Raw genomic sequence first — 22,599 nt, 5'->3', positions numbered from 1 at the left:
TTATAGTCAATCCTTAGGAGGTAATCATGACAATTTATAATATAAATTTTGGTATTGGCTGGGCAAGCAGTGGCGTAGAATATGCACAAAGTTATCGTGCAAAACTATTACGCACAATAAAAAAAAATTTAAAATTTGTATTTCTGGATTTTATTCAAAATGAAAATATCCAAACTTTAACGAGTAATCTTGGCTTCAAAGATAATGAAATTATTTGGCTTTATCAATATTTTACTGATATTAAGATTGCACCTACTTCAGTAACAGTAGAAGATATTATTCAACAATTAAATCATGAAGTAATAAAAGAAGAAAATAATAATAAAATACGCAGGATTTTCTTTAAAAATAATCAAACATTCGTAACTTGCTATTTGAAAGAAGAAAATAAAGATATCGTTGATAGAGCAGAATTTGTATCTAATGGGATGTTGATTCGCAAAGATTTTTATTCATATGTGCGCACCTTATCAGAGTTTTATGCACCCTTTGATAATAAAGCTAAAGCTTATATGAGGCAATATTATAACAAAGACGGATCAGTTGCTTATGAAGAATATATTAATGAAGATCAGGATACAAATATCTTTATTATAGATGATGAACCAATATATGGTAAGCGTGAATTTGTTTCATATTTTATACGTAAACTAAATTTAACTCAAGATGACATTTTAATTATCGATCGTGTGACTAAGATTGGTCAATCCATATTAGAAAATAAAGGAGATTGTAAAATAGGTGTTGTAATACATGCAGAGCATTATAGTAAGAATGCAACAAATGATAATACAATATTGTGGAATAATTATTATGAGTATCAATTTGCACAAGCTGATGAAATAGATTTCTTTATAACAGCCACGGATCGTCAAAGAGAATTGTTATCTGAACAATTTGAATATTACTGTAGTAAGAATCCGCTTATAAAGACAATTCCGGTCGGTGCTTTAGATAAACTGGTTAAACCTAAGGCAACACGTAAACAATTTTCTGTAATTACAGCATCAAGACTAGCAAATGAAAAACATGTAGACTGGTTAGTCAAAGCGGTAATCAAAGCGAGAAAAATTTTGCCAGATTTGAATTTTGATATTTATGGTGATGGCGGTGAAAAGAGTAAGATACAAGATATTATTAATGAGTTTCAAGCGAATGATTATATTCATCTAAAGGGTCATGTAGATTTAAAGGATGTTTACAAAAATTATGAATTATTTTTATCTGCTTCACAGAGTGAAGGATTTGGCTTAACTTTAATGGAAGCGGTAGGATCAGGATTAGGGATGATAGGATTTGATGTCAATTATGGGAATCCAACATTTATTAAAGATGGTGAAAATGGTTTTCTGATTCCAGTAAAAATCACTGAAGATTCAATCGATCAGATAACTGATCGTATTGCTGATAAAATTATTGAATTTTATAAAATGGACTTGAAAAATGTATCTAAAGTTTCCTATCAAATAGCTGAACCATATAAAAAACGATATATAAAACAAAGATGGCTAAATTTATTTGAGGAGGTCAGTGAATGATAACATTATTTGAGCACTTCAACACTCCAGCAAGAAAACTTTATAGTTCTTTGAAAATTGCTAACATGAATCTGTCAACCTTCGTAATAGAAGATGATGGCTTTCTACCAGATGAAATAATAACGCCATATAAGCTGTTTTCAAAATATGCACCTAAAAAAACTGATAAACCACTTTATTTTAATAGGGTAAAAATACCTAAATACTGGGAAATAGAAGGATCTAATGAACAGGCAACCATCAATGATAATGGCAAAATTAGAGCAAATATCAAATATAAAAAAAATTATCTTTCAAGAATTGTACAGCAAGTTGAGTGGTTAAATGAAAATGGGATAATACGTTCGATTGATCATTATACAAAGCACGGTATATTATTTGCACGCACTGTAAATAGTGAACAAGGAAACCCAATTTTCAAAACATTTTTCAACCAGCAAAATGAAATTATAATATATGAAAATTATATTACAAAGTCAATTATGCTTTATTTAGATAATAGAGAATATATATTTAATGATAAGAATGAATTTACAGCATTTAGCTTAGAAAGATTGGATTTCGATACAACTGATGTTGTTTTTAATTCATTAGCAACACCATTATTAGCTCTTATTAATAGGAAGCAATCTATAAAAGGCTATTTATTCTGGCAGGAACGTATACATCAGGAGTTACCTGGAAATATGCAATACATACTCGAAAGTGATGCTTTGGAATCTATAAAAGTAATTGTTCCTGACGAAGAAGAGTATAATAAAATTATAGCTCTTGCTGCGAATAATGTTAAAAGTAAGATTAAGAGGGCAGGTTACTTGTATAGATACCATAGAAAGAATACATTTAGTAAAAATGTATTAACAGTTACAAATTCAGATCAGTTACCGCATATTGAAAAAATCATTCAAAGTAGTCCGAGTTATACCTTTAATATAATTGCGATAACAGAAATGTCATCAAAATTAATGGACCTTGGGAAATATAAGAATGTCAGATTATTCCCTTCAGTTGATTTAAAGGTAGCAAGAAAAATTTATGAAAATACAGATATTTATTTAGATATTAATCAAGGCAATGAAATTTTAAATGCTGTTCGCAGTGCTTTTGACTATGATTTATTAATAATGGGTTATAAAGAAACTGCGCATAATCCTACATTTACTGGAAATGAACTACTCATCAGCCAATCAAATCCTGAAGAATTGATTAGATTGCTTAATTTGACAAAAAGAGATAAAGAAATATTATTAAGACAACAAAAACTACAAGCAAATGAAATTGAAAAAGAAGAATTTAGAGCTGTTTTTGATAAAAATAGTTAATTGAAACAAAAAATACTTTAGTATTAACTATTTTTCATAATAAACAAATATTTTGTTAACATTTAAAACAAGATAATATTTAAAGATGTAAATGAAAGGCACCCTAAAAGTTAGACTTGAAATCTAACTTTTGAGGTGTTTTTTTAAGATGGAAGGTAGTAATAGTACATCTCAATAATTATTATATATTTGTTATTAAAAATGACTCCTATTTAATTATTATGAATATAAAACTCTGTAATTTCTATGATGTAAAAATAAACTAAAAATTAATATAATCATGCTATAATAACTAATATTAATCAACCACCTTTAAAGAAGGTTATATTTGGAGGAAACACATGAAAAACACGACTTTTTGCTGAACAAATTGAATAAGTATTCGATACTTAAATTTACGGTAGGTACAGCATCAATATTAGTGGGAACTTTAATTTTTCTGGGCAATAGTGCTGAAGCAGAAGAAACTACGAAGGAAACACTGGCAACAGAAGCGCCGACAGAAACAGCTACAACAGAAGAGGCTACAACTGAATCACCGATAACTGACAGTGTAATATCAGAATCAATATTACCAGAGAAAGCAGTAAATCTTGAATTGAATGCTGATAATACAGAACTGACAGGTTTCGCAACAGCAGGCCAAGTTGTTGAATTGACAATAGCAGATGGTACTGTTGAAAAGACCGTTTTTGATACTGACGGAACAATGATGTTATCAATATTGATGTAATAGATGATTTTCAATTATCTATTACAGTAAATAAAAAGAATGAACATATTAAATACTTACTTTCTAAGCCTTTTAGTGCTATATATCGCGAAGAAGATGATGAAATTGTTGGTACCGAACCATATTTTGTCAAATCTAAGAAAGAGCATGAAATTATTTTGCAAGTAAACCAATACTTTAAACGTCTTGTAGAAGTAGAGAGCATGTATTTTATAGAAAATAAAAAGTGTTTTTCTGAATATATTTCATCTGATAAGTATGACACCAGCAAGTATAACACCAGCAAGTATAAAAGCGTTTATCTCAACCATCGAATGTTATTGATGAATCCAAAATCAACGCTCAATTTTGATGAAAGAAGAATGACATTTCAATCATTGCAAAGTTACCTATACGAATATTTCCTTAAAAACGATAAATACTTTAAATGGATGGCGAAGATACTAGATAAAAAAATAAAAAGGGGGAATATCCACAAACTTATTGATGAATTCAGTGAAGTAATATTTAAACACATTATTAAACAGATTAATAAAAATAGAATATGTATTGAGTTAGTCTGTATAAAACAAGAGCAATATAACGAACAACATACGGATGATCTTGACGTAGATATCCTATGGATGACTGAGTCAATACATAAAAAGCAACCAATTTATGTTATATGATTTATTGTTATGTGGAAAGTTCAAAGAATAGTATATCAATAAAGAACCTTTTTAATAATTTTGTAAAAATTTTCAATTTGACAATTTTCATTTTATTAGAAGATGAAGCGATAAGCCACATTAAAGATCTAGAGGATAATTATTATTATTCGAATGTATTAATCAATGAAAAACGATTTGTTTATACATCAGCAATTCTGCACATAGATATAAACCAATATGGAATTATAGATTTCGGAAGTGCAATTCTGAAATAAAATTGAATATTCCAGATAACATTAATGCTTTTAGTTTCAACGATAACTAAATTTTAAAAATTATAATAAATACAAGAGTAAATATTATATAAAGCATCTTGTCACAAAATTGTCACAATTCAAACGAACTATCAATTGCGGATAAGAATATACATTATTTTGTATATAAAAATATATTTTATTATATAAATAGCAAGGAAACACTTATAAATAATAGATGTATGGTAATTGCTAAAAAATGTATGATACAATATAAAATATAAATATACAAAAATAATGTATTTTTATACAAAATTGTTGATAACTTAGTTGTATGTTAAATGCATGTAAGTGTGACATTGTAAAATAATAGTATTAAAATAATAATAAGTCATAATCTGATTATTATGGCGAATTGACAATTTGAATGATTAAGAAATAAAGAGGAGGATTTTTATGAACAAGTATGGTATTAGAAAGTTCACAGTAGGAACAGCATCAGTAGTAGTAGGTTCATTATTGTTCCTAGGCGCTGGTCAACAAGCTGACGCTGCAGAAGCAACATATTCTTTAGGAGATCGTGTTTACTCAGATAACAACGGTAACTACGTTCAAGATGCAGGAGACACAGGTCTTGCTGGATTAACAGTTACAATCCGTGATTATGCAGGTAACCACGTTGCAACAACAACAACAGATGCGAATGGTAACTACACATTCTCAGGTTTAAAAAATGGTACTTACGTAGTTAACTTCGAAGTACCTGCAGGATATGCAAATGATGTAGCAAATATCGGTTCTGAAGATGTAGATTCAGACGGACCAGTTGACGTATTAGTTGATATTAACGGAGCTAACATCACTACTTTAGACACTGGTTTCATTCCTTTAAATGGACAAGGTTCTAAACCAGTACAAGGTGGAGAAGCTACACCAGCTCCAGCACCAGGTAATGGTGGAGAAGTTAAACCAGCACCATCACAAGGTAATTTATCAATCGGAGACCACGTATGGTGGGATGCAAACCGTAACAACTTATATGATCAAGGTGAAAACCCAGTAGCAGGATTACGTGTATCTATTCGTGACTATGCTGGAAACTTTATCGCTGAAACAACAACAGATGCAAATGGTAACTATGCATTCCATGGTTTATCAGATGGTCAATACATCGTTAACTTCCATAATCCATTAGACTGGTCACCAGTTATTGCGAACATCGATAATGATGTTTCAGAAGCAATTGATTCAGATGGACCAACTGACGTTATCGTAAACTTAAAAGGTGCTTCTAATTATAATGTAGACCAAGGTTACTATGGCGTTGGAACTCCAGCTCCAGGTGGCGGCGGAGAAGTAACACCTCCAGGCGAAACAACACCTCCAGGTGGCGGCGGAGAAGTAACACCTCCAGGTGAAACAACACCTCCAGGTGGCGGCGGAGAAGTAACACCTCCAGGTGAAACAACACCTCCAGGTGGTGGTGGAGAAGTAACACCTCCAGGTGAAGTAACACCTCCAGGCGAAGTAACACCTCCAGGCGAAGTAACACCTCCAGGTGAAGTAACACCTCCAGGCGAAACAACACCTCCAGGTGAAACTAAACCATCTGAGCCTGCACCAACTACACCAGCACCGGTTGAAACTGTTAAACCAGCTGAAATTGGTAAATCAGTATTACCTGATACAGGTGAAAAAGACAATGGTGGAGCACTTGCTTCAGTATTAGCATTATTAGGTGGAGCTGCATTATTCGGTTCTCGTCGTAAATAATAAGCAACTTATCAATTGGTTTGGAGACGTCTGAATCAATAACTAAGTTTTTATATTTAAGTAGCGCACACTCTATGAGTGTGTGTTACTTTTTTTATGAGGTTTTGTAATCAAAATGTTACATTATATTGTTTGAATTTTCAGATAATAGTAGTTATAATGTATTAAATATAGATTATATATTACACGATGAAAAGGAGCGGATAATGTATGGAACAGTTATTAGCACAGCTGCACCTATTCTCCGTAGGTCCAAATAATGCAATTGTATCTTCTCTGATCATCGGTACATTAACAGTAGTGGCGATGATTATTGATAAAACGAAATCAGATGAAAGTGATTAAGCATGAAATAACTTTATGCTAATTACTTTCATCTTTTTTTAAAAATATATAAAATTACATATTAATATTTATTAATATTTATTTATAACATTAATTGCATGTTTTTTTAGTGGTGTACTTGAAAACTTATCCGTCAGTTAATCAACATTTCAGTACGAATGAAGTCATTAGAACTATGAGAGCAAGTCAGGGTGAAGGTAGTTTTGCGATTCCAGTACCGTGCATTATATACCCAATATTAAGAAAGAACTCGTTCTTTAATAAGTTGTATGATAATCTGACATACAGTGATGATATGAATGGATCTAGAAATGAGCTTAATTATATAAGTGTTGAAGAAGGAGTCAAGCAATCGATGAAGTAATAAAGTTAGCCATCTGTGGATTCAGATGGCTTTTATTTATTTGATACGATATAGATGCATCGCATTGCCATGCAATATACCATCGATATATTGTGCATCAATGCCACTTTCCTCGATATATTTTACAGCACGCGTGTATTTCTCATCCTGGAAGTATGGGAAATCACTGCCTAACATAAAGTGAGATGGATCAAATGTATTCACTGAATTAATAAGAGACGGTACATGGAAGTTTGCTGTATCAAACCAGAATTGTTGATTGAGTACATCAAATGGACTTTTACTAAATGCATCTCAGTCCTCATAATTATCTTCTATGCGCTGTATTAGGAATGGTAATGCTCCGCCCAAATGTGAAATATGGAATTTAATATTTGGATACTTTTGTGGAATATCTTGCTTTAATAACTGTAGTGTTGCAATCATTGCTTTAAGCGGTGCACCTACCACCCATTCCAGACTGAAGTCATTGATCATTGGACTTATGGCACCACATCCTATCCTGTCGGATGGATATAGATAACTGCATTCAATTCATTCATCGCTTTAAAGAACGGTTCAAATTATGCGTCACCGATAGATGTTTTATTTTGAACGAGTGTTGATATCGCAATCTCTATAAATTCATCCTTTTGTAGTAAAGATGTCGCTTCTTCTATTGTCTGATCTACATAAGGTGATGATACTGCGCCATACACGAGAAATTTCCCGGGATATTTTTGTACCATTGCTTCGTATAAATCATTGATCATTGTTGCAGCATTATGTGCTTCTTCTTTTGTGCTCTATTGTGGTGTTGCAGAAATAATTTGTGTTGCTACACCTGCATCTTCCATCATCTTAAACGTTTATTTAATTCATCTTCAGTAATACCAGTATTAATATTCTTTGCGATATCTGTTCCTTCTGAACTGAGTGATTTTAAGTGATCTAAGTATTCAACTGACCAAAGATGAACATGCGTATCGATATATTTAGTCATTACTTTATTCCTCCTACTCATTTATATATATCTATTATAAACGAGAGTTATGTTCGCTTATAAATGGTATGATTCACGTTAAATTTCAAGGGGGATTAGAGCACAATTAATCAATATATTCATAATAAATTTACTTACTTTTAAACTGTTATCAATAATAATGGATTATAATGAATTAACACGTTTAGGAGGATCTAATCTATATGAAAAAGAAAAGTGCTGCATTAATCGCTACATCATTTTTTGTAACGACAGTAAATGTTTCTGCGATGGAAACAGACTACTATTATGATGGTATGAAACCTGAAAATACAAAGATTGCTTATCCTATTATCAAGCAATATCCGAATATGAGGACAATGATGAAATCTATACCAAATCGCTATTCAAAGTATACTGCTATCGGGCGTATATCTAATGAGAACGGTTGGGCGGGTCCTGAATATGAAACGATGGGGACTGGGTTTGTTATTGATGATCATACAATATTAACAAATGCGCATGTGATTGATGATGAACATGGTAAGGCAACAGATGCTAATTATTTAACGTTTGAGATGAACCGTAATGGTGAAGATATTCCTCGTGAATTTGAAGTCACTGAAGTTGTGAAAGTACCATATGCAGATGTGGCATTACTACATACAACTGAGAAGCTTACGGATCATGCGAAACCGATGAAGCTTGCGACGGATTATCAAATCAAGCAGTTGAAGCGTGGCCAACGCATGTATAGTGTAGGTTATCCGTTTGATGGTAAGTATTATGAGAAACGTTATTATAATAGAGCGTTATTTATTATGAGAACATTAAATCAAACTGAATTTGTATTGAAAGATAAATTCAGAGCAGGGGCATCAGGTTCTCCGTTATTTGATAGTAAATTAAGCGTGTATGGACTACGCACATATGGATATGATCTTTACGGTGGAGATGATACACGTCTAGGTAAGGTTGAATATAGTGGAGCAGAGTCATTGTATGGCTATACGGGACGTTTTGTTAGAAAGCATATGTATTAATTTATTCGAAAATATTTTTAGAGACATGTTGGTTGCAACATGTCTCTTTTTTAGATTTTTAAATAATTTAAGTATTTCGAAAATTAGTGTAGATTTTTCATCTTTATTCTATTAAACTATTAATGTAAACGATTTCAACATTGGTGGGAGGATATTAAAGGGTATGGATAATAAATTAAAACAAAAGAAGGAAATAAATGTTTGGTGGGCACTCGTACCGCTTGTCTTCATGATTGCGAGTATGTTATTTACAGTTGTTGTGTTAGATCAAGCGCCACATATTCCATTGATGATCGGTACTGCGATTGCAGCAATTGTTGCACATCAACATGGCTTTACATGGGAAGAAATTGAAGAGATGATGTACAAAGGGATTAAACTTGCATTACCTGCGATTGTCATTATTATCCTGGTTGGATTAGTTATCGGTGCCTGGATTGGTGGAGGCGTCGTTGCTACGATGATTTATTACGGGTTAAAGTTGATTTCTCCAAGTTTATTTTTAGTTACGATTTGTTTAATTTGTGGCATTGTAGCATTAGCCATCGGTTCAAGTTGGTCAACAATGGCAACGGTTGGTGTTGCTGGTATGGGGATTGGTTTAAGTATGGGCATCCCTGCGGGTATGATTGCTGGTGCTGTAATATCAGGGAGTTATTTCGGGGATAAGATGAGTCCGTTAAGCGATACAACAAACTTAGCATCAGGTTTAACCGGTACTGATTTATTTGATCATATTAAGCATATGTTCTTTACGACAATTCCGGGGATTATTATCGCATTAATTGCCTATTTCTTTATCGGGCGTCAATTCGCCGGTGGTCACATGGACACGAAGAAGATAGATACTTTATTAAATGCAATGAAGGATCAATTCGTCATTTCGCCTTGGTTATTATTGATTCCGGTAATTGTTATCGTCTTAGTTGCGTTAAAGGTACCAGCTGTTCCTGCTTTAGTTGTGGGTATTATATTAGGAGCTGGTGCACAGCAACTTGTTCAAGGCGATAACATGAAAACTGTTATGGACACACTTCAAACAGGTTATAAGATGGAATCGAAAAATGAATTAGTTACTGAATTATTCAATAAGGGTGGTCTTGAATCGATGTTCTTTACCATCTCGATGACAATTGTAGCGATGACGTTCGGTGGTATTTTAGAGTTTAGTGGTATGTTAAATGCGATTATTTCTAAGATTTTATTAGTAGCAAAATCTACAGGTAGCTTAATTGCAGCGACGATTGTGAGTTGTTTTGCTACAAATGCAACGTGTTCAGAGCAATATATTAGTATTGTTGTCCCGAGTCGTATGTATTTACGCGCATATATTGATAAGAACTTACATCCGAAGAACTTATCTCGTTGTTTAGAGGACAGTGGTACGTTAACAAGTGTATTTGTACCTTGGAATACGTGTGGTGTATTTATTGCAGGAACGCTTGGCGTTAGTGTAGCTCAATACGCACCTTACGCAATTTTAAACTTTATCGTACCTGTTATTTCAATCATTTATGGCTACACTGGCTTTAAGATTGTAAAGATGACGAGAGAAGAAAGAGCCCATTTCGAGCAACAGAATTTACAACCTGTTGAATTAGCTTAACATAAAAAATGCGTTTGAGATTTAATCTCAAACGCATTTTGTATTAATTGTTTATATCAAAATCTGTATGGAAGTTCTCTCTATAACGATCAATTAATAGTTGTAACGTACGAACATCATTTTCAGTAAATTTTACTGATGATTTATTTAGATGATTGTCGTATTTATTCATTATATCTTCGACTAAGACTTGTCCTTCATCTGTCAATTTCGTTGCTACTTTTCTTTCATCGTCTTTACGACGTTCTTTCGCAACAAGTCCCATAGCGCGAAGTTTCTTTGTCTTTGTACTTGCAGAATCCATCTTATATGAAATATCTTTTTGTATCTCAGCAATTGTACTCTCTTTATCGAAGTAGAGTTTATGTAGGATTAAGAATTCCGTATAAGAAATACCGTATACTTTATTTAAAGATTCATTGAGGTTTGCTTCTATCAAGCTGACTGTTTTAAATAATGATTGTTCTAATTCGATCATAAAATTCGCTCATTTCTTTTGATAATTTGGCGGTTGGTGTAAAACATACAATAAACCGTGCGTTAACTGAAATGTTAATAAAAGTTAATTTCTTTAAACTTCATTATTTACACACAAGATATTTCATGTTATCAACCTAAATAGTATATCATAAAAATAAATGAAAGGCATCATTAAGATGTGGATTTTAATGAATGATAATTTGTTTGAGGTTTGCGCGATTATATTATTAATAAGCTGTTTCTTTTAAATTTGAAATGTATCTTAAATGATAACATTAAAAATAAATATAATATTTAAAGAGGTGAAGAAACCAAATTTTACATAAAAGTTATTCTAAAATAATTAAAATATGAAAATGTATATTGCCTATACTATTTTTGAAAGTTAATTACATTGATTTTGTTGAAACGACAATTATATAAAAAATATTAATAAAATGTATAAGTTTTGTTAGAAAATTAATATAATTAATCATATAATAACATTCTTAATAATAAGTTTACCTTTCATTTTTGGTGATCATATTTTTTTCTGATAGATATTGATTACTTCAAGTATTATGAAATATGGTATTTTATAATATGAATAGTACAATTTAAAAAGAGATGCTGGAAAGGAAAATAAAAAATGACTGAGATAAACATTAGAAAAGCTGAACTGAGAGACGTAGTCGCTATTGAACGCATTCAACAGCACGCATTAGATGTCCTTGTTAATCCTGAAGCATTAGATCCTGTGCCGATAGATGAACTTAAAGAAGAGATTAAAGCAGGTTTGATGGCTGTAGCAGAGATTGAAGGTGTCGTTGGTGCTTTCAGAACGATGCATCTACCGACTGATGACTACTTAGGGCCGTACGCTGGTATTGATGATGCTAAAGCAAGCGGACTGATTTATTCAGATATTACGATTGTGGATCCGGATTATAGAGGGTTATCTTTACAGCGTAAACTTGGAGAATGGTTATTTGAACAAGTTGCTGCGCAATATAAGATTATTATGGCGACGGTTCATCCTGATAATACACCAAGCTTAAAAGATAAGTTTCATTTAGGGATGCACATTGTTGCCATGGATAGACTTTACGGTGGTAAATTGCGATTTATCTTTATGAAAGATTTGATGCATAAGTATGGTGTATTGGATGTCGTTGAAGTCGAACGTGATGATTTAGAGCAGATTCAGGTATTGCTCGAACAAGGATATCGGGGTTTAGGGTTGAATGCCAATAAACTTCAGTTAGGGAAATTCGACACTACAACTTATGTATGATGGCGCGTAGTTGATTTTCTGTGTATCATATGTTTTAAGAGAGGTGTATATAATGAAGAGAAGTGAAAAAAGGCGAGATGGCTGTCTGAAGTGGATTGTGCTGCTCTGTCTGATTATACTCGTAGGTATTGGCTGGTATGTAAGCAATGCTTATTTTAAAGTTCAGGAGACAGCTAATAATATTCAGCATAAAATAGAAGGTCGCGATCAATCTGATTTACGTGATAAAGCAGTGAGCATTCAGGATAAAGACGCTGTCAGTGTTGCGTTATTTGGAGTTGATGCAAACGAAGAACGATTATCTGCAGGGGATAAAGGGCGTAGCGACTCGATTATATTACTGAGTATAAATCCGAAGAAGAACAAGACAGTGATGGTAAGTATTCCACGTGATACATATAGTGAGATGGTCGGAAAAGATACGCAGGAAAAAATTGCTCATGCTTATGCCTATGGTGGTGCCAAGATGGCAGTGCAGTCAGTTGAAAAGCTGATGAATGTACCGATTGATTATTATGCGACAGTAAATATGGACGGCATGCATAAGTTAATTGGTGAGGTCGGAGGGATTGACGTTAAGAGTAATGCAACGTTCAGTGCAAATGGCTATGATTTTGTGAAAGGGCAGACTGTACATTTAGATGGCGATAAAGCATTGGCATTTATCCGTGCACGTAAAGGTGATGGTGCAGGTGGTGACTTTGGGCGTCAGGAGCGTCAGCAAATCGTCATTCAAGGTTTAGCGAATGAAATCGTGGGTGTACAATCTGTGACGAAACTGGATGCCATCCTGAAAAATATTGACGGTAATGTTGTTACGGATATGTCCTTTGATGATTTGAAAGGTTTAGGGTTATCATATCGCGGTGCATTGGATAATGTGAAGAAGTACCAGTTAACCGGTGAAGGTACGATTATGGCGGATGGCTTATGGTATTTCCTGCCGAATGAGGATCAGAAACTAGAAGTCCGTAATTTATATGTGGAGAATTTAGGTTTATAGCGCTTAAAGAATGAAGCGTTTTCATTTTGGTGATATACTAAAGATGAAGATAAGAGAGGGGCTGTTACAAATGATGTATCAACATATCTTGATTCCGGTAGATGGTTCAAAAGTGAGTGAGTATGCATTTCAAAAGGGTGTCGACATCGCGAAAAGAAATAATGCAGCAATTACATTAGTGCATGTGGTGGATATTAGAACATACGCGAATGTAGAAAGTGAACGGGGTTCATTGCATGAGAATGCCGATAAGTATACTGAGAAGATGTTGAATGGCTATAAAGCAATTGCTTTAGAACAAGGCGTGAAATCAGTTGATATAAAGATTGGTCACGGAGCAGCACGTCAGGTTATTACTAAAGAGATAGCGCCGAAAGCAAATTGCGATTTAATTATCTGTGGCTCTAATGGTATAAATACATTAGAACGTTTTGTGATGGGTAGTGTTTCAGAAGCGATTGTACGTTATGCGAAGTGTGATGTACTCGTTGTCCGTACTGAGCAGGTGCCGGATGACTTTAAACTTGAAGCATTTACGGAAGAGTTTAGAAGAGAATATAGTAATAATTAAAGGTATGAAAATAAAACGGGGATAAGAATGATTCTTATCCCCGTTTTATTTTTTATTGATATTTTGCAAAATTGAAGGATGATTTATTATCCTTCGCCGTTTAATTTAACTAAGATTTTGACTTGGTTTTTATCGTTCGTTAATGTTTCGAAGCCTTCTGTGACGATATCATCTAATTCGATTTCTTTTGTAATCGTATTTTCAGTATCAACTTGCCCACTGCCTAATAAGTCGATTGTTTGTTGGTAGCTTGCTCTAGAATAAGCAATTGTAGATGTGATTTGCACACCAGTGTTTGTTAATTGCAATGGTGGCCAAGAGATGTCTCCTGCAAATATTGATACGATAACCATTTTACCGCGAGGGCGCGTAGCATCGATTGCCTGTTTAAATGTTGGTGCAACACCTGCAACTTCAAATGAACGATCTACGCCGCCAGGTACGATTTTCTTAATGGCTTCAACTGCATCCACTTCACCAGAATTGATGATGTCAGTAGCACCACATTCTAATGCTTTTTCTAAACGTTCTTTTGATAAATCCAATACGATAATCTTTCTTGCGCCAGCTGCACGTGCTGCAAGTGTCGTATATAATCCGATAGGACCGGCACCGAAGATTGCAACAGTATCACCGAATTCAATTTCACTTTCTTTTACAGCCTGCACACCCACTGCAAGCGGTTCAATTGTTGCTGCGACACGTAATGATACTGAGTCTGGTAAGTGATACAAATTAACTTCAGGTACGTTTACTAGATCAGTGAAACCACCGTCTGTGTGTAATCCAATAAAGCTAAAGCCATCATATACGTCTAGTTCATCGATACTTTTACCATGTGTTACCGTTGGGTTAACAGATACACGGTCACCAACTTTAAAGTCTTTTACTTCACTTCCTACTTCAACGACTGTACCAGAGAATTCATGCCCCATAATTAAAGGTGCTTTTCCACCTGTTAATTCATCTTCTTTATCGACTGGAATAAATACAGGTCCTTCCTGATATTCGTGTAAATCTGATCCACAAATACCTGCGTAGCCAACTTTCACACGTACTTCGTTCGGTTTCATATCACGAATTTCTTTTTCTTCTACGCGAATATCTTTCGGACCATACCATACTGCTGCTTTCATTGACAAACACTCCTTGATGAAATTTTATTTTTATAACAGTTATATTATACCAATTAGTGTCGTGTGTTACAATTCATCTGTTTTATTTTTCAGAATATTTTTATATAATATTTATTCGAAATATTGCGTTGTTTTTAGGTTGTATCGTCTTTACGAGAAGTATTAATAAATTAAAGAATTAAAGAGATAAACGTTTTTAAAACTGTTATATAGTTTTTGTTTTTAACAATATAACAATTTTGTGAAATCAGTAACTTTAATTGTGATGATAGGGTCACAAATACTTGTTCTTATCAAGTTGAGATGGATTAAAAAATTTATATTATTTTTTCACAAAGGTATTGTAAACGGTTTTATCCTGTGGTATTTTTGAGGAGTCAAAAAATATAGTCATCGGATGACTGAGTGAGTCGAAAACGATTATGGGGGAGAATATATTATGAATGAAAGAAAGTCTAATGTGCGTTGGATGTTCGCACTGATGTTCTTTGTCATCGGGGTTATTGCCTATATGGATAGAGCGAATATTTCTTATATCGCTGGTCCGATGATGGAAGATTTAAATATGTCTAAAGCGCAATTTGGGATGTTAGGTTCTATATTTGCAGCAGGTTATGCATTAATGCAGGTACCAGCAGGGATCATGGCTGAGAAATTTGGTCCTAAGAAGATGTTAACATTTGCACTAGTCTGGTGGAGTGCATTTACAATCCTGACTGGGGTTGTTAAAAATCACGGATTATTATACACGATGCGTTTCTTATTCGGTATTGGTGAAGGTCCGATGTATCCATCAAACGCTGTATTTAACACATACTGGTTTGCAAAATCAGAAAAAGGTCGTGCTTCAAGCGCCTTACTGGCAGGTAGTTACTTCGGTCCTGTTATTGCACCATTTGTAACAATCGCTATTTATCAGGCGTTTGGATGGGAAGCGGTATTCTATATCTTTGGTGCAATCGGTATTTTAATTGCTTTACTATGGGCTGTTATTGCTAAAGATTTACCTGAACAACATAAGATGGTGAATGAAGCGGAAAAGCACTATATCATGGAAAACCGTGATGCAGTAGGTGGTGCTACGAAAGAAACTGCACCTTGGGGACGTTTCTTCCAACGTTTCAGCTTCTTTGCAATCGCCGGTCAATATTTCGTAGTACAGTTTGTTATCACATTATTCTTAATCTGGTTACCAACTTACCTGCAAGAAGAATATCATATTATTTTAACGGATATGAAATTCTTAGCGGCAGCACCGTGGTTAATGATGTTCGTATTAATCATGGCTGGTGGATCAATTTCAGATGCGATTGTTGCACGTGGTCATTCTAAATTTAAAGCACGTTCAAGTATCGCAATCTTTGGATTTATCGTATTTGCGATTTCGTTATTCTTATCAGTTCAAACTAATGATATGACGATGAACATCTTTTACTTATCACTATGTTTAGGTGGGGTAGGTTTATCGATGGGTATGAGTTGGGCTTCAGCTGCTGACCTGGGACGTAACTACTCAGGTACTGTTTCAGGATGGATGAACTTATGGGGTAATATCGGTGCTTTCTTAAGTCCATTCTTAGGTGGGGTATTAGTACAGAAGTTCGGTTGGGATACGACGTTCTATTTAATGTTGATTCCGGCAGCACTTGCAATTATCCTATGGTTCTTTGTTAAACCGGATGAGCCATTATTAGAAGAACATAGACAAGCATAGTTTTTAGACACTCATTATTGGGTGTCTTTTTTATATAGAAGCTATTAAATAGACATAACAATGCCGGACACTGTGAGTATCCGGCATTGTTGCGTTATGAAAATGTCTAGATCATCTTTCTGACAGTAATCTGGTAGACGATATTGATGATGATTGCGACAGCGGCGATAACCGACAGAGCGAAGTGTTGCGGTACGCCTGTTGCATACCCATATATCGTAATCAGCATCATTGCTGCGGGTAATAAAATATTAGTAATTTTAAAAGCATTATATAGTCCGGTAAATATCGTATACATTTCTTCTTTAGATAATGAATCAATAAGCTTGTCATCAAAGTCTGCTTCAAAGTTATCGGGTAAATCACGTTCCGGATACAGTTTGTTAATCATGCTATAGCCGTAATAGCGCATGAGAATAGCAATAATTAACACGATTATACTGATAATTCCTAAATATAACGGCGCATCATTAATACTGATTAATAGAATTGATCCGAGCGCGAAATAAAATGAAATAATGATAGCGATGTTCATCTCGGAAAATTTCTTGAATGATGCTCTGTCCTGTTCGTAATGTTCTAAACTAGGGTCATTATCTACTTTATAGGCAAGCTTACTATAAATAAAGGCAATAATAGCAAATAATACAGCAAGTATGCATAACACAACGATATATGGGGTAGAAGTAAGTATATCGGTTAAAGGTAGTTTCCAGTAATCGATACTGAGCAGCATGATAGCAGCGAGTATTGCGATAATGATAGGTAATATGTATTTTCTAAACATAATGGCCTCCTCTTTTTTTAATAGTATACCCAAATATTTTAAAATGAGACAGACAAAATCGTTTGCTTAATTAGAATAATTATTATATAATAATTAATATAAATAACAATTAAAAGGAGAGATTATTGATGGCTAAAAAAACACAAGAAAACAAAGTAGTAGCAGCATTAAACCAACAAGTGGCAAACTGGACGGTGCTTTATACGAAATTACATAACTATCACTGGTATGTAAAAGGACCACACTTCTTCAGTCTACACACTAAATTCGAAGAGTTATATGATGAGGCTAACGTTTACATCGATGAATTAGCAGAGCGTATTTTAGCGATTGAAGGAAATCCTATTGCAACGTTAAAAGAAAGTTTAGATTTATCTGTTGTTAAAGAAGCTAAGAAAAATTTATCTGCAGCAGATATGGTGAAAGATTTATCTAAAGACTTTGATAAAGTAATCAAACAATTAGAAGAAGGTAAAGCTACAGCCGAAGAAGCAGATGATGAAATGACTGCAGATATGTTCTTAGGTATGATTACGAACCTTGAGAAACATAACTGGATGTTAAAATCTTTCTTAGGATAATTTAAAATCTAACGCGTTATTATTAGTTAATAAATTAATTGATACACTTCAATGGAATTGAAGTGTATTTTTTTATGTTTTCCCTTAAAATGAATGTAAGTAGAGGTGAGCATAATGGAAGAAAAAATCAAACAATGTATTAGAATCGCTAAAATGTATTATGAAGAAAATTTAGGGCAAAAGGCAATTGCCGATGAACTTAATATCTCCAGACCGACTGTATCGAGACAACTTCAATTTGCTAAAGATATGGGGATTGTCAATATTACGATTCATGACCCATATGAAAAAAGTGAGGAACTCGCAGAATTACTGAAAGAAAAATATAATTTAAAGTATGTCTTAATTAAAGAAGTATCGAGCGATAAATACGAAATTGTGCTCAGTGCTATAGCAGAAGCAGCTGCAGAATTTCTTCATGACAATGTGAAGAATAACGATGTCGTCGGCATTAGCTGGGGAAAAACGATGTATGAAACTGCTAATTTAATGAAACCGACGAATTTAACTGGCGTTTCTACCATTCAGTTAAAAGGTGGTATTTCATACTCAAATATAAAGACGAATTCACATGAAACGTTAGCATTATTTGCAAAGAGCTTCAATTCCATTCCACGTGATCTACCTGTTCCTGTTATTTTTGATAACAAACAGGTGAAACAATTAGTGAGTGAAGATCGCCATATTAAAGGGATTTTAAGCATGGCAAGTACATGTGATGTTGCCATATACACTACAGGGACAGTGCGCGATGAAGCACTGTTGTTTAAACTTGGCTTTTTATCGGACGATGAAGTTAAGCGTCTGAAGAATGAAGCGGTGGGTGACATCTGTTCAAGATTTTATAATAAGAATGGGAGAATTGCTGACGTCTGGGTCGATGATCGTACGATGGGTGTGACCCTGGATACATTAAAGCAGATTCCAACAAGTATACTTGTTGCAGGCGGTAAGCATAAGATAGAAGCAATTCGAGGTGCACTAACGGGTGGTATACCGAATGTACTTATAACTGACAGCATTACAGCTAAGCAATTAATTTAACTTGAACGTAATTTCATTTAACATTTTTACTTTTGTTCAATATCTGTTATAATGGATTTGAATATAAGGGAGGAATAAATAATATGAATTTAGCGAAATATATTGATCATACTGCTTTGAAACCAGAAACAACGACTGCCCAAATTGAACAGCTTGCACAAGAAGCACGTGAATACGGCTTTATGAGTGTATGTGTGAATCCGACACATGTAAAATATGCACATGCTTTATTAGAGGGTACTGATGTTTTAGTATGTACTGTAATCGGCTTCCCATTAGGTGCTAATACACCAGCAGTAAAAGCATTTGAAACGAAAGATGCGATTGCTAACGGTGCAGGTGAAGTTGATATGGTGATTAATATCGGTGCGGCTAAGAGCGGTAACTTTGATTTAGTACGTGAAGATATTAAAGCAGTAGTAGATGCTGCAGGAGATGTTACGACGAAAGTAATCATCGAAACAAGTCTTTTAACTGATGAAGAGAAAGTGAAAGTGAGCGAAATTGCGAAAGAAGTAGGAGCAGATTTCGTTAAGACTTCTACAGGATTCTCAACAGGTGGAGCAACAGTAGCAGATGTGAAATTAATGCGTGAAACAGTTGGACGTGATATGGGTGTAAAAGCATCAGGTGGCGTGCGTTCTTATGAAGACGTTAAAGCGATGATCGATGCTGGCGCTACGCGTATCGGCGCATCAGCTGGTGTACAAATTTTAAAGGGTGAAGAAGCTAAAGGGGATTATTAATTCCCTTTCACTTTTGATATAAAAGAAAACGCTTACAAAAAATGGAGGTTATTAATTATGAGAATGGTAGACATTATTGCAAAGAAACGTGACGGACATGCATTAACAAAAGAAGAAATTGAATTCTTCATTAAGGGTTATACTAAAGAAGAAATTCCTGATTATCAGGCATCGAGTTTAGCGATGGCGATATTCTTCCAGGATATGAACGATGAAGAACGTGCTAACTTAACGATGGCGATGGTTGAAAGTGGTGATCAGATTGACTTAAGCGCTATAAAAGGTGTGAAGGTTGATAAACATTCAACAGGCGGTGTTGGTGATACAACAACTTTAGTATTAGGACCGTTGGTAGCAGCACTTGATATTCCGGTTGCGAAGATGAGCGGCCGTGGATTAGGACATACAGGTGGAACAATTGATAAATTAGAAGCGGTAGAAGGATTCCATGTTGAAATTTCAGAAGAAGACTTCGTTAAGATTGTAAATGAAGATAAGTTAGCGGTAATCGGACAAACAGGCAATTTAACACCGGCAGATAAGAAATTATATGCATTACGTGATGTAACAGGAACAGTGAATAGTATACCGTTAATCGCCTCAAGTATTATGAGTAAGAAGATTGCAGCAGGAGCTGACGCGATCGTATTAGATGTTAAGACAGGTGCGGGAGCATTTATGAAGACAGAAGAAGATGCAGAGCAGCTTGCACATGCAATGGTTAAGATCGGAAATAACGTCGGACGTAATACGATGGCGATAATCTCTGATATGAGTCAGCCTTTAGGATTTGCAATCGGTAATGCACTGGAAGTGAAAGAAGCGATTGAAACATTACGCGGCGAAGGACCGGAAGACTTAACAGAACTTGTACTTACTTTAGGCAGTCAAATGGTCGTATTAGCAGGTAAAGCAGAATCGTTAGATGAAGCACGTGCGAAATTACAGGAAGTAATTGATAATGGTAAAGCTTTAGAGAAATTTAAAACATTCCTTACTAACCAAGGTGGAGATGCGTCAGTCGTTGATGATGTTACTAAGTTACCTCAAGCAGAATATGTGATTGAAGTACCAGCGAAAGAAAGTGGTGTCGTAAGCAAGATTGTAGCAGATGAAATCGGAGTGGCTTCGATGTTACTCGGTGCAGGACGCGCTACGAAAGAAGACGTTATTGATCTAGCAGTAGGATTGATGCTACGTAAGAAAGTCGGCGACAAAGTTGAAGCGGGCGAATCACTTGTAACAATATACGCAAACCGAGATAATGTAGAAGACGTTATGAATAAAATTTACGACAATATTGAAATTGCAGACAGTGCAGAAGCACCAGTATTGATTCATAAAGTTATTACTGAGTAGTAGGATTGGATTGGATGTTTGAGCGATGTGTCCAATAAACATGAGATATTGGACAAGTCACATTGAAATCCACCTCATTCAGCACAACGCAAAGGAGAGATAATCATGAAATTTAATAGAATTCATTTAATTGTAATGGACTCTGTAGGTATCGGTGAAGCACCAGATGCTGACAAGTTCGGAGATCTTGGAAGTCACACTTTAAAACATACGTTAGAAGGTTACGAAGGAAAACTACCAAACTTAGAGCGTTTAGGTTTAGGAAATATTGCTGAACTTCCAGTAGTAAATAAGGTAGATGAACCGGTTGGCTATTATACGAAATTATCTGAAGCATCAGTTGGGAAAGATACGATGACTGGACACTGGGAGATTATGGGGTTGAATATCGATAAACCGTTTAAAGTTTATCCTGATGGATTCCCTGAGGAACTCGTACAAGCAATCGAAGAAATGACAGGACGCAAAGTTGTTGCCAATAAACCAGCATCAGGTACAGCAATCATTGACGAGTGGGGCGAACATCAAATGAAAACTGGCGATTTAATCGTCTATACTTCAGCTGACCCTGTATTACAAATTGCTGCCCATGAAGATATTATTCCATTAGATGAATTATATGAGATCTGTGAGAAAGTGCGTGAGTTTACAAAGGATCCTAAATACTTGATTGGTCGTATTATTGCAAGACCATATGTAGGGGAACCTGGAAACTTTACGAGAACATCTAACCGTCATGATTATGCGTTAAAGCCTTTCGGACGTACAGTGATGAATGAAATGAAAGATGCTGGTTTAGATGTAATCGCAATTGGTAAGATTAATGATATCTATGATGGCGAAGGTGTTACTGAGTCAATCCGTACGAAAGATAATATGGATGGTATGGATAAATTATTAGAAGTTGTAAAACGTGATTTCAAAGGTTTAAGCTTCTTAAACTTAGTAGACTTTGATGCGTTATATGGTCATCGTCGTGATAAAGAAGGTTATATGAATGCGATTAAAGCATTTGATGAGCGTTTAGGTGAACTATTAGATGAACTCCGTGAAGATGATCTATTAATCATTACTGCAGATCATGGTAATGATCCAACAATGCCTGGAACAGACCATACGAGAGAATATGTACCTTTATTGATGTATTCAAAATCAATCGGTAATGGTGAACTTTCAGGACACGACTCATTTGCTTCAATTGGTGCTACGATCGCTGATAACTTTGAAGTGAAATTACCTGAATTCGGAGAGAGTTATTTGAATAAATTGAAATAGAAACAAATAAAATTGGCTCGCTACTTATTGTAGTGAGCCAT

20 protein-coding genes and 4 pseudogenes are annotated in these 22,599 nt (G+C 34.6%); 20 read left to right on the top strand and 4 right to left on the bottom strand.

From position 1 onward, the window contains the following. Nucleotides 1–26: 26 nt before the first annotated feature. The 9 genes and pseudogenes from gtfA (at nucleotide 27) to HT586_RS11210 (ending at nucleotide 6,979) form a co-directional block, all read left to right on the top strand. Complete coding sequence (gtfA, locus tag HT586_RS11235; protein ID WP_203545822.1) at nucleotides 27–1,538, top strand: accessory Sec system glycosyltransferase GtfA; 1,512 nt, start codon at nucleotides 27–29, stop codon at nucleotides 1,536–1,538. Further along, on the top strand, nucleotides 1,535–2,860 hold the full coding sequence (gene gtfB / locus HT586_RS11230) for an accessory Sec system glycosylation chaperone GtfB (RefSeq protein WP_203545821.1): 1,326 nt from the start codon (nucleotides 1,535–1,537) through the stop codon (nucleotides 2,858–2,860). The genes gtfA and gtfB overlap by 4 nt, the downstream gene beginning before the upstream one ends. Before the next feature lie 328 nt (nucleotides 2,861–3,188). Beyond that, nucleotides 3,189–3,333, top strand: a pseudogene (locus tag HT586_RS12465) (YSIRK-type signal peptide-containing protein); the annotation flags it as partial. 463 nt (nucleotides 3,334–3,796) lie between these two features. Further along, entirely contained in the window at nucleotides 3,797–4,261 is a 465-nt protein-coding gene (locus HT586_RS11220) for a hypothetical protein (protein ID WP_111746884.1), read from the top strand. A 692-nt stretch (nucleotides 4,262–4,953) separates the two neighbouring features. Then, nucleotides 4,954–5,055: pseudogene (locus tag HT586_RS12625) on the top strand (YSIRK-type signal peptide-containing protein); the annotation flags it as partial. Between the two features lie 21 nt (nucleotides 5,056–5,076). Next, a pseudogene (locus HT586_RS12620) lies at nucleotides 5,077–5,307 on the top strand (SdrD B-like domain-containing protein); the annotation flags it as partial. Next, a complete protein-coding gene (locus HT586_RS11215; protein ID WP_407943987.1) occupies nucleotides 5,290–6,270 on the top strand; it encodes an SdrD B-like domain-containing protein in 981 nt (326 codons plus the stop codon). The pseudogene HT586_RS12620 and the gene HT586_RS11215, both read left to right, overlap by 18 nt. A 210-nt stretch (nucleotides 6,271–6,480) precedes the next feature. Continuing rightward, nucleotides 6,481–6,615: a hypothetical protein gene (locus HT586_RS12555; protein ID WP_269152385.1), complete on the top strand. Its 135-nt coding sequence runs from the start codon at nucleotides 6,481–6,483 to the stop codon at nucleotides 6,613–6,615. Nucleotides 6,616–6,733: 118 nt separating this feature from the next. After that, a complete protein-coding gene (locus HT586_RS11210) occupies nucleotides 6,734–6,979 on the top strand; it encodes a hypothetical protein (RefSeq protein WP_203545819.1) in 246 nt (81 codons plus the stop codon). Nucleotides 6,980–7,015: 36 nt separating this feature from the next. Here HT586_RS11210 and HT586_RS11205 read toward each other — a convergent pair. After that, nucleotides 7,016–7,961, bottom strand: a pseudogene (locus tag HT586_RS11205) (amidohydrolase family protein). 203 nt (nucleotides 7,962–8,164) lie between these two features. Between HT586_RS11205 and HT586_RS11200 the strand changes: the two are divergent. Next, on the top strand, nucleotides 8,165–8,983 hold the full coding sequence (locus tag HT586_RS11200; RefSeq protein ID WP_203545818.1) for a trypsin-like serine peptidase: 819 nt from the start codon (nucleotides 8,165–8,167) through the stop codon (nucleotides 8,981–8,983). 163 nt (nucleotides 8,984–9,146) lie between these two features. Further along, nucleotides 9,147–10,589 carry a Na+/H+ antiporter NhaC gene (nhaC, locus tag HT586_RS11195; RefSeq protein ID WP_203545817.1) on the top strand — a complete coding sequence of 481 codons (1,443 nt, stop codon included), beginning with the start codon at nucleotides 9,147–9,149 and terminating at the stop codon, nucleotides 10,587–10,589. Between the two features lie 43 nt (nucleotides 10,590–10,632). Here nhaC and HT586_RS11190 read toward each other — a convergent pair whose 3' ends face one another. Further along, nucleotides 10,633–11,067 (bottom strand): MarR family winged helix-turn-helix transcriptional regulator, encoded by a 435-nt coding sequence (locus tag HT586_RS11190; protein WP_203545816.1) that lies wholly within the window; start codon nucleotides 11,065–11,067, stop codon nucleotides 10,633–10,635. 630 nt (nucleotides 11,068–11,697) lie between these two features. Between HT586_RS11190 and HT586_RS11185 the strand changes: the two genes are divergently transcribed. The 3 genes from HT586_RS11185 (at nucleotide 11,698) to HT586_RS11175 (ending at nucleotide 13,916) form a co-directional block, all read left to right on the top strand. Continuing rightward, nucleotides 11,698–12,342 (top strand): GNAT family N-acetyltransferase, encoded by a 645-nt coding sequence (locus HT586_RS11185; protein WP_203545815.1) that lies wholly within the window; start codon nucleotides 11,698–11,700, stop codon nucleotides 12,340–12,342. Between the two features lie 52 nt (nucleotides 12,343–12,394). Beyond that, on the top strand, nucleotides 12,395–13,345 hold the full coding sequence (locus tag HT586_RS11180; RefSeq protein WP_203545814.1) for an LCP family glycopolymer transferase: 951 nt from the start codon (nucleotides 12,395–12,397) through the stop codon (nucleotides 13,343–13,345). Between the two features lie 70 nt (nucleotides 13,346–13,415). Next, on the top strand, nucleotides 13,416–13,916 hold the full coding sequence (locus HT586_RS11175; RefSeq protein ID WP_203545813.1) for a universal stress protein: 501 nt from the start codon (nucleotides 13,416–13,418) through the stop codon (nucleotides 13,914–13,916). 86 nt (nucleotides 13,917–14,002) lie between these two features. Here the strand turns inward: HT586_RS11175 and HT586_RS11170 are convergent, their stop codons facing one another. Then, on the bottom strand, nucleotides 14,003–15,052 hold the full coding sequence (locus HT586_RS11170) for a 2,3-butanediol dehydrogenase (protein ID WP_111746871.1): 1,050 nt from the start codon (nucleotides 15,050–15,052) through the stop codon (nucleotides 14,003–14,005). A 439-nt stretch (nucleotides 15,053–15,491) separates the two neighbouring features. Here HT586_RS11170 and HT586_RS11165 point away from each other — a divergent pair, with 439 nt between their 5' ends. Further along, complete coding sequence (locus HT586_RS11165; RefSeq protein ID WP_203545812.1) at nucleotides 15,492–16,766, top strand: pyruvate MFS transporter; 1,275 nt, start codon at nucleotides 15,492–15,494, stop codon at nucleotides 16,764–16,766. A 106-nt stretch (nucleotides 16,767–16,872) separates the two neighbouring features. Here HT586_RS11165 and HT586_RS11160 read toward each other — a convergent pair whose 3' ends face one another. Continuing rightward, entirely contained in the window at nucleotides 16,873–17,553 is a 681-nt protein-coding gene (locus HT586_RS11160) for a DUF3169 family protein (RefSeq protein WP_188018642.1), read from the bottom strand. Nucleotides 17,554–17,681: 128 nt separating this feature from the next. Between HT586_RS11160 and HT586_RS11155 the strand changes: the two genes are divergently transcribed. The 5 genes from HT586_RS11155 to deoB all read left to right on the top strand — a co-directional run bounded on the left by HT586_RS11155 (nucleotide 17,682) and on the right by deoB (nucleotide 22,558). Then, on the top strand, nucleotides 17,682–18,134 hold the full coding sequence (locus HT586_RS11155) for a Dps family protein (protein WP_096077973.1): 453 nt from the start codon (nucleotides 17,682–17,684) through the stop codon (nucleotides 18,132–18,134). A 114-nt stretch (nucleotides 18,135–18,248) separates the two neighbouring features. Then, the gene (locus tag HT586_RS11150) at nucleotides 18,249–19,178 is read left to right on the top strand and encodes a sugar-binding transcriptional regulator (RefSeq protein WP_096077974.1); all 930 of its coding nucleotides are present in this window, start codon (nucleotides 18,249–18,251) and stop codon (nucleotides 19,176–19,178) included. Between the two features lie 83 nt (nucleotides 19,179–19,261). After that, entirely contained in the window at nucleotides 19,262–19,924 is a 663-nt protein-coding gene (gene deoC / locus HT586_RS11145) for a deoxyribose-phosphate aldolase (protein ID WP_096077975.1), read from the top strand. Nucleotides 19,925–19,981: 57 nt separating this feature from the next. After that, on the top strand, nucleotides 19,982–21,283 hold the full coding sequence (locus HT586_RS11140; RefSeq protein ID WP_133354151.1) for a pyrimidine-nucleoside phosphorylase: 1,302 nt from the start codon (nucleotides 19,982–19,984) through the stop codon (nucleotides 21,281–21,283). Nucleotides 21,284–21,382: 99 nt separating this feature from the next. Beyond that, on the top strand, nucleotides 21,383–22,558 hold the full coding sequence (deoB, locus tag HT586_RS11135) for a phosphopentomutase (RefSeq protein ID WP_096077977.1): 1,176 nt from the start codon (nucleotides 21,383–21,385) through the stop codon (nucleotides 22,556–22,558). Nucleotides 22,559–22,599: the final 41 nt, after the last annotated feature.

It is taken from the genome of Macrococcoides bohemicum, assembly GCF_016865215.1.
Classification (GTDB): domain Bacteria; phylum Bacillota; class Bacilli; order Staphylococcales; family Staphylococcaceae; genus Macrococcoides; species Macrococcoides bohemicum.
Note: the sequence above shows the minus strand (reverse complement) of the source record. Positions and strands in the feature narration are given on the sequence as shown.

Bases quoted from the DNA above. Each gene is read 5' to 3' on its own strand.
- gtfA (WP_203545822.1), top strand. From the start codon at position 27: ATGACAATTTATAATATAAATTTTGGTATTGGCTGGGCAAGCAGTGGC.
- gtfB (WP_203545821.1), top strand. From the start codon at position 1,535: ATGATAACATTATTTGAGCACTTCAACACTCCAGCAAGAAAACTTTAT.
- HT586_RS11220 (WP_111746884.1), top strand. From the start codon at position 3,797: ATGTATTTTATAGAAAATAAAAAGTGTTTTTCTGAATATATTTCATCT.
- HT586_RS12555 (WP_269152385.1), top strand. From the start codon at position 6,481: ATGGAACAGTTATTAGCACAGCTGCACCTATTCTCCGTAGGTCCAAAT.
- HT586_RS11200 (WP_203545818.1), top strand. From the start codon at position 8,165: ATGAAAAAGAAAAGTGCTGCATTAATCGCTACATCATTTTTTGTAACG.
- nhaC (WP_203545817.1), top strand. From the start codon at position 9,147: ATGGATAATAAATTAAAACAAAAGAAGGAAATAAATGTTTGGTGGGCA.
- HT586_RS11190 (WP_203545816.1), bottom strand. From the start codon at position 11,067: ATGATCGAATTAGAACAATCATTATTTAAAACAGTCAGCTTGATAGAA.
- HT586_RS11185 (WP_203545815.1), top strand. From the start codon at position 11,698: ATGACTGAGATAAACATTAGAAAAGCTGAACTGAGAGACGTAGTCGCT.
- HT586_RS11180 (WP_203545814.1), top strand. From the start codon at position 12,395: ATGAAGAGAAGTGAAAAAAGGCGAGATGGCTGTCTGAAGTGGATTGTG.
- HT586_RS11175 (WP_203545813.1), top strand. From the start codon at position 13,416: ATGATGTATCAACATATCTTGATTCCGGTAGATGGTTCAAAAGTGAGT.
- HT586_RS11170 (WP_111746871.1), bottom strand. From the start codon at position 15,052: ATGAAAGCAGCAGTATGGTATGGTCCGAAAGATATTCGCGTAGAAGAA.
- HT586_RS11165 (WP_203545812.1), top strand. From the start codon at position 15,492: ATGAATGAAAGAAAGTCTAATGTGCGTTGGATGTTCGCACTGATGTTC.
- HT586_RS11160 (WP_188018642.1), bottom strand. From the start codon at position 17,553: ATGTTTAGAAAATACATATTACCTATCATTATCGCAATACTCGCTGCT.
- HT586_RS11155 (WP_096077973.1), top strand. From the start codon at position 17,682: ATGGCTAAAAAAACACAAGAAAACAAAGTAGTAGCAGCATTAAACCAA.
- HT586_RS11150 (WP_096077974.1), top strand. From the start codon at position 18,249: ATGGAAGAAAAAATCAAACAATGTATTAGAATCGCTAAAATGTATTAT.
- deoC (WP_096077975.1), top strand. From the start codon at position 19,262: ATGAATTTAGCGAAATATATTGATCATACTGCTTTGAAACCAGAAACA.
- HT586_RS11140 (WP_133354151.1), top strand. From the start codon at position 19,982: ATGAGAATGGTAGACATTATTGCAAAGAAACGTGACGGACATGCATTA.